General features: G+C 71.6%; 11 protein-coding genes and 2 pseudogenes. 7 read left to right on the top strand and 6 right to left on the bottom strand.

Features of this window, described 5'->3' with window-relative positions; genetic code table 11:
* From VN520_RS27150 to VN520_RS27140, 3 genes and pseudogenes are all read left to right on the top strand, one after another.
* Positions 1-311, top strand: a pseudogene (locus tag VN520_RS27150) (hydroxyurea phosphotransferase); the annotation flags it as partial.
* 39 nt (positions 312-350) lie between these two features.
* Positions 351-827, top strand: a complete 477-nt coding sequence (locus VN520_RS27145; RefSeq protein WP_325749584.1) for a GNAT family N-acetyltransferase — start codon at positions 351-353, stop codon at positions 825-827.
* Between the two features lie 137 nt (positions 828-964).
* Entirely contained in the window at positions 965-1663 is a 699-nt protein-coding gene (locus VN520_RS27140; protein ID WP_325749583.1) for a pentapeptide repeat-containing protein, read from the top strand.
* A gap of 25 nt (positions 1664-1688) precedes the next feature.
* Here the strand turns inward: VN520_RS27140 and VN520_RS27135 are convergent, their stop codons facing one another.
* From VN520_RS27135 to VN520_RS27125, 3 genes are all read right to left on the bottom strand, one after another.
* The gene (locus VN520_RS27135; protein ID WP_325749582.1) at positions 1689-2186 is read right to left on the bottom strand and encodes a hypothetical protein; all 498 of its coding nucleotides are present in this window, start codon (positions 2184-2186) and stop codon (positions 1689-1691) included.
* A gap of 285 nt (positions 2187-2471) precedes the next feature.
* Complete coding sequence (locus VN520_RS27130; RefSeq protein ID WP_325749581.1) at positions 2472-3098, bottom strand: response regulator transcription factor; 627 nt, start codon at positions 3096-3098, stop codon at positions 2472-2474.
* Positions 3095-4303, bottom strand: coding sequence for a sensor histidine kinase (locus VN520_RS27125; RefSeq protein ID WP_414719965.1), 1209 nt, complete (start codon positions 4301-4303; stop codon positions 3095-3097). The genes VN520_RS27130 and VN520_RS27125 overlap by 4 nt, the downstream gene beginning before the upstream one ends.
* A gap of 401 nt (positions 4304-4704) precedes the next feature.
* Between VN520_RS27125 and VN520_RS27120 the strand changes: the two genes are divergently transcribed.
* Positions 4705-5262, top strand: coding sequence for a heme-binding protein (locus VN520_RS27120; protein WP_325749579.1), 558 nt, complete (start codon positions 4705-4707; stop codon positions 5260-5262).
* A 153-nt stretch (positions 5263-5415) separates the two neighbouring features.
* Here VN520_RS27120 and VN520_RS27115 read toward each other — a convergent pair whose 3' ends face one another.
* Positions 5416-5991, bottom strand: coding sequence for a TerD family protein (locus VN520_RS27115; RefSeq protein WP_325749578.1), 576 nt, complete (start codon positions 5989-5991; stop codon positions 5416-5418).
* Positions 5992-6172: 181 nt separating this feature from the next.
* On the opposite strand from VN520_RS27115, the gene arfB reads away from it, so the two are divergent.
* Positions 6173-6607 (top strand): alternative ribosome rescue aminoacyl-tRNA hydrolase ArfB, encoded by a 435-nt coding sequence (gene arfB, locus VN520_RS27110; RefSeq protein WP_325749577.1) that lies wholly within the window; start codon positions 6173-6175, stop codon positions 6605-6607.
* 30 nt (positions 6608-6637) lie between these two features.
* On the opposite strand, the gene VN520_RS27105 is transcribed toward arfB, so the two are convergent.
* The gene (locus VN520_RS27105) at positions 6638-7144 is read right to left on the bottom strand and encodes a flavin reductase family protein (protein WP_325749576.1); all 507 of its coding nucleotides are present in this window, start codon (positions 7142-7144) and stop codon (positions 6638-6640) included.
* 368 nt (positions 7145-7512) lie between these two features.
* Between VN520_RS27105 and cdgB the strand changes: the two genes are divergently transcribed.
* Both cdgB and VN520_RS27095 read left to right on the top strand, forming a co-directional pair.
* Positions 7513-9165 carry a diguanylate cyclase CdgB gene (gene cdgB / locus VN520_RS27100; protein WP_325749575.1) on the top strand — a complete coding sequence of 551 codons (1653 nt, stop codon included), beginning with the start codon at positions 7513-7515 and terminating at the stop codon, positions 9163-9165.
* 132 nt (positions 9166-9297) lie between these two features.
* Positions 9298-10272, top strand: coding sequence for a carbohydrate-binding protein (locus VN520_RS27095; protein ID WP_325749574.1), 975 nt, complete (start codon positions 9298-9300; stop codon positions 10270-10272).
* A gap of 130 nt (positions 10273-10402) precedes the next feature.
* On the opposite strand, the pseudogene VN520_RS27090 reads toward VN520_RS27095, so the two are convergent.
* Positions 10403-10587, bottom strand: a pseudogene (locus tag VN520_RS27090) (1-phosphofructokinase); the annotation flags it as partial.

Genomic DNA, 10587 nt, shown 5'->3' with positions numbered 1-10587 from the left:
ACTTCGGCAACATCCTGGCCGGGCGCGCGGAGGAGGGCCGGGCGGGGGAGTGGGTCGCGCTGGATCCGAAGCCGTTGGGCGGTGATCCGGGGTTCGAGCTGTTCCCGGCACTGCACAACAGGTTCGACGCGTCCGAGGTGCTGTGGAGGTTCGATCTGCTGTCCGGGGTGCTGGGGCTGGACCGGGAGCGTGCGCGGGCGTGGACGCTGGGGCGGGTGCTGCAGAACGGGCTGTGGGGGATCCGGGGCGGGGCGCGGCGGCCGGCGGCGGATCATGCGGAGATCGCCCGGCAGTTGCTGGGGCGGAATTGAAAGGGCGGGGAGGTCTGCCGGCCTGTTTAGGCTGCCTCCATGATTCGTACAGCCACTGTTGAAGACGTCCCTGCCATCCACGCCATGGTCCGTGAGCTCGCCGAGTACGAGAAGGCGCTCGACGAGGCGAACGCCACCGAGGAACAGCTGCGTGAGGCGCTGTTCGGCGAGCGCCCCGCCGCGTACGCGCATGTGGCGGTGTCGGACGAGGACGGCGACGTGGTCGGGTTCGCGCTGTGGTTCCTCAACTTCTCGACGTGGCGCGGGGTGCACGGTGTGTACCTGGAGGATCTGTACGTGCGTCCCGGGCGTCGCGGCAGCGGTTACGGGAAGGCGCTGCTGGCGGAGCTGGCGCGGATCTGTGTGGACCGCGGCTACGGGCGTCTGGAGTGGTCGGTGCTGAACTGGAACGCCCCGTCCATCGTGTTCTACGAGTCGCTGGGTGCGCGTGCGCAGGACGAGTGGACGGTGTACCGGCTGACGGACGGAGCGCTGGCGGAGCTCGGGGCGGCCTGAGGTTCTTCACGGTACGAGGACGTCCCTGCCCGCCGTGCCGCGCGTCTCCGGTGCGTGGTGGGCGGCGGGCGGTTCGCCGTGCTGGTTCTGTGACACCGGGCCGGAGTGATGTCGGTGGTGTGCGTCACGATGGGGGCATGGCACGTACAGGCAGCAGGAGCAGCAGGAGCGCGGGCGCGAAGGGCGGGGTGGCCGAGGCGCGGCGGCCGGAGGTCCGGCTGCCGCCGCTCGTGGCGTACGACGGTGAGGGCCTGGAGGCCGACGGGGATTACGACGGTGTGCGGTTCGAGGAGACGGATCTGGCCGACGCGTCGGGTCCCGGAGCGCGCTTCATGGACTGCGAGCTGCGTGGCTGCGCCCTGGACCGCACGGAGCTGGTGCGGGCCAGGTTCATCGATTCGGTGCTGACGGGTGTGCGGGGGGTGGGCACCGATCTGGCGGGGGCGTCGCTGCGGGATGTGGAGGTCGTGGACGCGCGGCTGGGCGGGGTGCAGCTGCACGGTGCGGTGCTGGAGCGGGTGCTCGTGCGGGGCGGGAAGATCGACTACCTGAATCTGCGCAAGGCACGGCTGAAGGACGTCGTCTTCGAGGGGTGTGTGCTCTCGGAGCCGGATTTCGGGGAGGCGCAGCTGGTGCGGGTGGAGTTCCGGGACTGTGTGCTGAAGCGGGCCGACTTCAGTTCCGTGCGGATGGAGTCCGTCGATCTGCGGACGGTCGCCGAGCTCGACATCGCGCGGGGTGTGGAGCGGCTGGCGGGGGCGGTGATCAGCCCGTCCCAGCTGATGGAGCTGGCTCCGGCGTTCGCGGCGCAGATCGGGGTGCGGGTGGAGGCGTAGGCCGGGGCGGGGGCTCCGGGCGCCGTCAGAGACGGGGGAAGCGGGCCTGGAGGTCCCAGATGACGGGGTTGTCGGCGAGGCCTTCGTGCATGTCGGCGAGGTCGGCGATCAGGTCGTGCAGGAAGTCGCGGGCCTCGCGGCGCAGCAGGGAGTGGCTGAAGGTGAGCGGGGGCTCGTCGCCGGGCATCCAGTCGGCCTCGACGTCCACCCAGCCGAAGCGCCGTTCGAAGAGCATCCGGTCGGACGACTCGGTGAAGTCGAGCTCGGCGTACTGCCGGCGGTGCGAGCGGTTGCCCCGGGGGTCGCGGTCGATCTGTTCGACGATGTCGCAGAGCGCCCAGGCGAAGTCGAGTACGGGCACCCACCCCCAGGCTGTGGATACTTCGCGGTCGGCCTTGGTGTCGGCGAGGTAGACGTCGCCGGAGAACAGGTCGTGCCGCAGGGCGTGGACGTCCGCGCGGCGGTAGTCGGTCTGCGGGGGGTCCGGGAAGCGCCGGGAGAGGGAGTAGCCGATGTCGAGCACGCTTCGATGGTGTCATGCCGTGTGAGCGCCCCGCGCCGTCCGCTGCCCCGGGGGCCTCGTCGGCTGCTGCGGGGCGGTCCGCCCGGCAGGGGGGCGGCGCCGAGCGGCTGAGGGGCGGGACCGCCAGTCCATCGGTCCGGCGGTCCATCGGTCCATCGGTCCATCGGTCCGGCGGTCCGGCGGTCCGGCGGCCCGGCGGTCCGGCGGTCAATCGGGCGCCGGGCGCCGGGCACGGGGCATCGGCCATCGGTCACGGGGCATCGGTCGCGGGGCATCGGTCGTCGGTCACGGGAGGAGCCGTTGCTCCTTGGCGACGGCGACCGCTCCTGCCCGGGTGTCCACGCCGAGCTTCTCGTAGATCCGGCCCAGGTGGGTCTTGACGGTGGCCTCGCTGATGAAGAGGGCCCGCGCGATGTCACGGTTGCCGAGGCCCCGGGAGAGCTGGCCCAGGATGTCTCGTTCGCGGTCGGTCAAGGAGGGCCGGGGGCTGCGCATCCGGGCCATGACCCGGCTGGCGACCGGTGGGGAGAGCGTGGTGCGGCCCTGTGCGGCGGCGCGGATCGCGGCGAAGAGCTCTTCCGGGCGTTCGGCCTTCAGCAGGTAGCCGGTGGCTCCCGCCTCGATCGCACGGGTGATGTCGGCATCGGTGTCGTAGGTGGTGAGGACGAGCACATGGCCTGTTCCGGCGGCTGCGATGCGGCGGGTGGCTTCGACGCCGTCGATGCCGGGGCCCAGCTGGAGGTCCATCAGGACGACGTCGGGGCCGAGCCGGGCGGCGAGGGCGACGGCCTCCTCGCCGCTGCCCGCCTCGCCCACGACCTCGATGTCGGGCTCACCGCCGAGGAGGGCGAGCAGCCCGGCCCGTACGACGGTGTGGTCGTCGCAGAGCAGGATCCGTACGGGCGGAGTCATGCGCGGTCCTCCGGGGCGGGTCGGGTGGCGGGGTGGAGCAGGGGGACGGCGGCGGACAGGACGGTGCCGTCGCCCGGGGCCGATTCGATGGTCAGGGTGCCGCCGAGCTGCTGGACCCGGGCCCGCATCGCGGGCAGTCCGTGGCCGCGTACGCCCTCGGGCGGGCGGGGCGCCGGCCGCCCGGGGCTGAAGCCCCGGCCGTTGTCGGCGATGTCGAGGACGACCCGGTCCCCGAGGTGGGTCAGGGTCAGTGCGGCGACGGTGGCCTCCGCGTGCTCGGCGACGTTCGCGAGGGCGCCCTGCGCGATGCGCAGCAGCGCCGACTGGACCCGGTCGGGAAGCGTGACGGCCGGGACGCCCTCCACATGGCAGCGGACGGTGAGGCCGCCTCGTGCCTGAGCGGTCTCCCGGGCGGCGAGCGCGTGGAGGGCCGCCTCCAGGCCACCGCCCTCCGCCAGGTCGGCCGGGGCGAGGTCGTGCACGAAGCGGCGGGCCTCGGCGAGACTGCGCTCCGCGATGCCGGCCGCCGTCAGGACGTGACCCCGGGCGGCGGCCGGGTCGGTGTCCCAGGAGCGGTCGGCCGCCTGGAGCAGCATCTGCTGGCTGGAGAGGCCTTGGGCCAGGGTGTCGTGGATCTCCATGGACAGCCGCTGGCGTTCGGCGAGCGTTCCTTCGCGGCGTTCGGTCGCGGCCAGCTCCCGTCGGGTGCGCAGCAGGTCGTCGATCAGCTCCCGCTGCCGTGCGGCGAGCTCCCGTTGGCGTACGGCCTGGCGCTGCATGTGGACGAAGACGGCGGTGGCGACGGCGGCGACGGCGGGCGGGGCGAGGACGAGATTCGGGTCGAAGCCCGTGGCGAGCCGCAGTTGTGCGGCGACGACGAAGACGGTGAGCAGGGCGACGAGGGCCAGGGCGGCGCGCGGCGGCAGGATCCGCAGGCCCGTGTAGAAGAGCGGCACCGCGCACCACGCGAAGCTCGGCGCGAGGACGACGAGGATCATCCACACCAGGACGAGGACGCCCAGCCAGGTCAGCCGGCGGGGTGTGGGGCGGGAGCCGAGCACCGGCCCGAGGAGGTACAGGACGGCGAGCACGGCCGACAGCGCGATGATCCAGGGGGTACGGGTCTCGCCGGGGTGGCGCATCAGGAAGCGCGCGAGCGAGGCGCCGAGCAGCAGGAAGAACGCGGCGTGCATGAGGAAGGACAGCCACCGGGCGTCCGGGTCGGCACCGGGCGTGTCCGGCCGGTCCGTGGTCTCCGGGGAGCCTGGTGTGTCCGGCCGGTCCGTGGTGCCCGGGGGCGCCGTCCGCTCCGCGTCCGGATCGCTTCCGTACCGCCGCACCTCGTACCCCGCGCTTCCTCGACCAGGACCTGCGCTGCCGCATCGCCGCGCTGTTGCCTCCCGCGCTGCTGCTGACCTGCGCGGACATCCCATGGTCGCTTCCCGGGGCCGCCCCCGCATCAACCGATCGGCTGACGGAGCGGTCAGCCGACACGGGCGCGGCTTCCAGCCGGTACGCCGACGGTACGGGCCCGGATCCGGCCGGAGGATCGAGACCGGAAGCCAGACGGTTCGAGGCCGAGCCGAAAACACCCGAGGAGCCCACCATGAAGAAGATGTCGCTGCGCACCCGTGTCCTGACCGGTGCCGTCGCCGCCGCAGCCCTGGGCGCCGGAACCTTCGGCGCGATGTCCGCCAACGCGTCCACCCCGGCCGCCGCGCCCGCCGCCGTCGTGAAGGCCGACGCCTCCGACCGGAATCTGCAGCAGTCCACCCACCTGACCGTCGCCGCCGCGACCAAGGCCGCGCAGGCCGCTCTGGACGCTGCGAAGAAGGAGAACCAGCGCATCTCGGTGGCCGTCGTCGACCGTAACGGCAACACCGTCGTGACCCTGCGCGGCGACGGTGCGGGCCCGCAGTCCCCCGAGTCCGCCGTGAAGAAGGCGTACACCGCCGTGTCCTGGAACGCGCCCACCTCCGAGCTGGTCGAGCGCCTGGAGCAGGCACCGAATCTGAAGGACATCCCCGGCACCCTGTTCCTGGCGGGCGGCTCGCCCGTACAGGTCAAGGGCGCCCCGGTGGCGGGTATCGGTGTGGCGGGCGCCCCGAGCGGAGCCCTGGACGAGAAGTTCGCCGCGGCGGGCGTCGCAGCCGTCTCCAAGTAGCGGCAGCCGCGCATCGGGCGTCACGGTGCGGGCGAACCGGCACAGCACGACGCGCGGGAGGTACGGCGTACGCGGAGTGGCTCCGCGGTGCGAACGCACGGGAGCCCCCGGCCGGCCGGGGCCGGCGGGGGGCTCCCGTGGGAAGCCGGTGCGTCAGAGGTTGACGCCGAAGTCCTGGGCGATGCCACGCAGGCCCGAGGCGTAACCCTGGCCGACCGCGCGGAACTTCCACTCGGCGCCGTTGCGGTAGAGCTCGCCGAAGACCATGGCGGTCTCGGTGGCGGCGTCCTCGCTCAGGTCGTAGCGGGCGATCTCGGTGCCGCCGGCCTGGTTGATGATGCGGATGAAGGCGTTCCGCACCTGGCCGAAGTTCTGGCTGCGGGCCTCGGCGTCGTAGATGGAGACCGGGAAGACGATCTTGTCGATGTCCGCCGGAAGGCCCGCGAGGTTGACGTTGATCTGCTCGTCGTCGCCCTCGCCCTGGCCCGTGACGTTGTCACCGGTGTGGACGATGGTCTGGTCCGGTGTCGCCTTGTTGTTGAAGAAGACGAAGTGGCTGTCGGAGAAGACCTTGCCGGCGTTGTCGACCGCGATCGCCGAGGCGTCGAGGTCGAAGTCGGTGCCGGTGGTGGTCCGGACGTCCCAGCCGAGGCCGACCGTGACGGCGGTCAGGCCCGGGGCCTCCTTGGTGAGCGAGACGTTGCCGCCCTTGGACAGGCTTACAGCCATGGGAAGTCCCTTTCCTCGTCATGTGACTCGTGTGCGGGCTTCGTGCCCTCACGAAAGCTACCGTCACCCGTCCTAACGCAGACAAGTGACCACGAGGTTCCTGCTCGCTTTACTTTCTTTGCCGAACTTCTGGCCGAACGCTCGCAAAACAAGGTGACGAACCGGCTGGGGGCCGGGGAACATGGGGGTCATGTCCGGGCCCTATGTCATCCGCGGTTCGGTCTCCTTGCCGGAGGCCGAACTCATGTGGCGTTTCTCGCGGTCCTCCGGGCCCGGCGGACAGCACGTCAACACGAGCGACTCCCAGGTGGAGCTCCGCTTCGATCTCGCGGCGACCGATTCCCTGCCCGAGGTGTGGAAGGCCCGGGCCATGGAGCGGCTGTCGGGCCGGCTGGTCGGCGGTGTCGTCTCCGTACGGGCCTCGGAGCACCGCTCCCAGTGGCGCAACCGCGAGACGGCCGCCGTGCGGCTCGCCGCGCTCCTGGCGGAGGCCACGGCACCGCCGCCCAAGCCGCGCCTCAAGAAGAAGATCCCGCGTGGCATCAACGAGCGCCGGCTGCGGGAGAAGAAGCAGCGGAGCGACACGAAGCGCGGGCGCTCCGGCCGCGACTGGTAGGACCGTGCGGAGCCCGGCAGGGAGCGCGGGTCAGCCCAGCTGCCGGTAGCGGCCCTTGAAGTACGTCAGGGGCTCGCCGTCCGGGCTCGGCAGCGACGCCCCCAGCACCCGGCCGATCACCAGCGTGTGGTCCCCGGCCACGACGCGCTGTTCCGTACGGCACTCCAGGGTGGCCAGCGCCCCGCCCACCAGTGGCGCCCCCGTGGCCTCGCCCCGGGTGCAGGGGATGTCCGCGAACAGCAGCCGGTCGCTGATCCGTCCCTTCATGGCGAACCGCCCGGCGACGTGCCGCTGGCCCTCCGTCAGCACCGACACCGCCCACAGGGGCTGCTCGGCCAGCAGGTCGTCCATCCGTGAGTCGTTGCGCAGGCTCACCATGACCAGCGGCGGGTCCAGGGAGACCGACATGAAGGCGGTCGCGGTCATCCCGACCTCCTCACCCCGGCCGGACTCGTCGAGCGGCGGTTCCTGGGCGGTGACCAGCACCACGCCCGCGGCCAGACGGGACAGGGCGGCGCGGAATTCGTCGTTGCTCACCCCTTCAGCATGGAGGACGGCTTCGGGGCGCGGGGCGGGGGGAGTCTTCTGCGGCACACCGGGCACGCTAGTGCCGCGGGGCGCGCCGTCACATCGGGCCAGGGGACCAGCCGGGACCTAGGACCGAGGGACCACGCGCTCCGATGTGCGTTCAGTGAACAGCGATTTGCGTTCGGTGAACAACAGGAGTCCCTGGAGGTGCCTCGGGCAGTCTTCACCATCTGTTGTGACTTGAGTCACAGAGAGCAATATTTGTTGACCCTGTGTACCGGGTGCACAGCTCACTGTGATTCAGTGGCCGTGACAGTGCAACAAGTACGTCGATATGAAACCTGGAGTTGCTGTCGAGGTCTCGGGGAGTGCGAGCAATGGAGGCCGAGTCGGAGCCGTACGTCCGCCTTGCGACCATGCGGCAGTTGCACCAGGCCGTCGCTGATCTCAACACGGCGCGGAGCCTGGCGGACACGCTGCAGTCCGTGGCCGACGGCATCGTCACCGGCCTCGGTTATGAGCTGGGCTGCGTGAACCTCGTCCGCCCCGACGGTGATCTCGTGGTGGCCGCGTTCGCCGGCAACAGCGCCGCGGAAGCCCTGATCACCGGCCGTGTCGGCTCCCGTGAGTCCTGGGAGCGCAGGCTGTCGATGGGTGAGGCCTGGGACGGACTCCGGTTCATACCCCACACCGAGGGCTGGGTGCTCCTCGACGACGACGTACCGCAGTGGCACACCGAGGGTCCGGAGCCCCGCTTCGAGGACGAGTGGCACCCCCTGGACCGCCTCTACGCCCCCATGTACGCCACCGGCGGAGGTCTGGACCTCCTGGGTGTCCTCTCGGTCGACAGGCCGCGCAACGGCCGCCGCCCCGGCGCCTGGGGCCGCGAGGCCCTCCAGATGTACGCCTCCCAGGCCGCCATTGCGATCAGTAACGCTCGCCTCCGAGCAAACATGCAGCGCGCCCTCGTCAGGCTGGAGCGCGAGCAGCAGGCGCTGCGCGCCAGTGAGGAATCCTTCCGCCAGGCCTTCGAGTACGCCCCCAGTGGCATGGCCATCGCCGAGATAGGCGGTGACCAGCACGGGCGGCTGCTGCGGACCAACGACGCGCTCTGCCGGCTCCTGGGGCGCCCCGCCTCGGTCCTGCGCCGCTACTCCTTCGCCGACCTCGTCCACCCCGAGGACATCGGCACCCTGCTCCGCACGTCCGCCGAGGGCGGGCGCGCGGAGCTGCGGCTGGGGCGCAGGGACGGCACGTACCTGTGGGTCTCGCTGCGCAACTCCGTCGTCGCCGACACCACGGACGGGCCGCGCTTCCTGCTCACCCATGTCGAGGACATCGAGGAGCGCAAGCGCAACGAGCTGAACCTCGCGCACCGCGCCTCGCACGACGCGCTCACCGGCCTGCCCAACAGCGCCGAGCTGCGCTCCCGGCTCAGCGCACGCCTGTGTGAGAGGCCTCACTCGATGACCTCCACCGCGATCGAGGCGCTGGACGCGGCGTACGGCGACGTCGAGAGTTCGGCGCAGGGGTACCGGATGGACGGCTACGAAGGGGAGGTCGCGCCGGGCGTCGGCCCCTACGACCACCATGTGCACCTCGAGGCGCCCGACCCGGAGCACGACGACGGGACCAAGGGGCTCGCGGTGCTCTTCTGCGACCTCGACGGCTTCAAGTCCATCAACGACCGCTTCGGGCACCACGCGGGTGACGCAGTTCTCATCGAGGTCGCCCGCCGCCTCACGACCTGCGTACGGGACGGTGACACCGTCGCGCGGCTCGGGGGTGACGAATTCGTCGTCCTCGCGGACGGCCTCGGGGCGGCAGATGCCGCGGATCTGGCCGTACGCTTGCGTAACGCCATCATTCCGCCCATCAGGGTGGACGGCCGGGCAGTCAGGGTCGGGGCGAGTTTCGGTATCGGCTGGGCCGAGTGCGGCATGACGGACGAAGAGGTCCTGCACTCCGCCGACCAGCGGATGTACGTGGAGAAGCGGTCCCGATCGAAGGTTCACCGCAGAGCAGGCTGACGTTAACGCCCTGGCTGTTCCCGTACACCGCCCGGTTTTCCGGGGGGCCGGAGGCAATTCGACGCGTGCTCCGTTCGGGGTAGGCTCGGCCGGTCGGCGACGGCTGGCGACATGGTGAGGAGTGACCCAGGGATGACGGCCGGAAACAACGGCGCGAGCAAGCCCGAGGACGACGATCCGTTCGGCTATCTGTACGCGGACGGGCAGGCGGCAGGCGCACAGCCGCCCGGGCAGGGCGGCTACGGCTACCCCGGTCCCGCGGCGCAGCCCGGCAGGCCCAGAACGTCGTACAACCAGGTGCGGGCGGTCGGCGAGCGCCAGTACGGGCAGGTCCCGCAGCAGTCGGTCTACGGCCAGCAGCCCCAGCAGTACGGCCGGCCGAACCCGCAGTACGCGGCGCCGGAGACCTACCCCGGCGGTGCGGTGACCGCGCAGCACGGGTCGGTGCCGGGCGGGGGCGGCAGGAACGCCGGTCCCGGCCGTGGCGGCCCCAACACGAAGGCGCTGCTGATCGCGGCCGTCGCCGTGGTCGCGGTGGTGCTCGTCGGTATCGGTGCCGCGCTGATGACGGGTGACGACGACGAGGGCAAGAAGGCCGAGGCCAGTTCCTCGGCGGGTCCGGCCGAGGAGGTCGAGGAGTCCCCGAAGCCCGAGGAGTCGGCGGATCCGTCCCAGGAACCCGTCGATCTTCCCGAGCAGGACGCGGCGACGCTGACGCTCGGGGGCACGGCCTCGCTGGACAACACGGTCAAGGGCGCGAAGAGCGCCAACGGCCAATACATCAGCCTCAACGAGGTCGGCCGGTCGGCCACCTGGACGGTCGATGTGCCGGAGAGCGGCCCGTACACGCTGTACGTGACGTACGGCGTGCCGGGCAGGGACGCCAAGACGTCCCTCACGGTCAACGACGAGGCGCCCCGCTCCATCAACATGAAGAACTTCGCGCGTGCCGCGGAGGGAGACCTGGAGAAGGGCTGGACGACGACGTATGCGTACGTCCAGCTGGAGAAGGGGACGAACAAGCTGATGCTGTCGTGCAACGAGGGCGACTCGTGCGACGCCAACCTCGACCAGCTCTCGCTGAAGTCGGGCCACGTCAAGAGCTGACCCGCCGTACGCTCCGGCAACCCGTGCACCACCGCGTCCCGGTCCTCGCCCAGCGAGCCGGGACGCGGTGGTGCACGGGGGCCCGGGAGGGGGCGTCTTTGCCGCTCGCCGGGGCGGGTGCCCGGTGTGTTCAGGCCGCCGGGGCGTGCTGTTCGACGGTGACGCGGGTCAGCAGGTCCTCGTAGGCCGCGCGGTCGAACTCGCCGGCCGCCGGGGCCATCACGGTCGCCGTGGACAGGGCCACCGCGCGTGCCAGCCGCTCCGGCCAGCTCAGCCCTTCGGCGAGGGCGGACAGCAGCCCGGCCACGGCGGAGT

It is taken from the genome of Streptomyces sp., from assembly GCF_035563135.1.
In the GTDB taxonomy this organism is placed as follows: domain Bacteria; phylum Actinomycetota; class Actinomycetes; order Streptomycetales; family Streptomycetaceae; genus Streptomyces.
This window is presented reverse-complemented; position numbering and strand designations above follow the sequence as displayed.

Coding starts and splice junctions, on each gene's coding strand:
- VN520_RS27145 (WP_325749584.1), top strand. CDS start 351: ATGATTCGTACAGCCACTGTTGAAGACGTCCCTGCCATCCACGCCATG.
- VN520_RS27140 (WP_325749583.1), top strand. CDS start 965: ATGGCACGTACAGGCAGCAGGAGCAGCAGGAGCGCGGGCGCGAAGGGC.
- VN520_RS27130 (WP_325749581.1), bottom strand. CDS start 3,098: ATGACTCCGCCCGTACGGATCCTGCTCTGCGACGACCACACCGTCGTA.
- VN520_RS27120 (WP_325749579.1), top strand. CDS start 4,705: ATGAAGAAGATGTCGCTGCGCACCCGTGTCCTGACCGGTGCCGTCGCC.
- VN520_RS27115 (WP_325749578.1), bottom strand. CDS start 5,991: ATGGCTGTAAGCCTGTCCAAGGGCGGCAACGTCTCGCTCACCAAGGAG.
- arfB (WP_325749577.1), top strand. CDS start 6,173: ATGGGGGTCATGTCCGGGCCCTATGTCATCCGCGGTTCGGTCTCCTTG.
- cdgB (WP_325749575.1), top strand. CDS start 7,513: ATGGAGGCCGAGTCGGAGCCGTACGTCCGCCTTGCGACCATGCGGCAG.
- VN520_RS27095 (WP_325749574.1), top strand. CDS start 9,298: ATGACGGCCGGAAACAACGGCGCGAGCAAGCCCGAGGACGACGATCCG.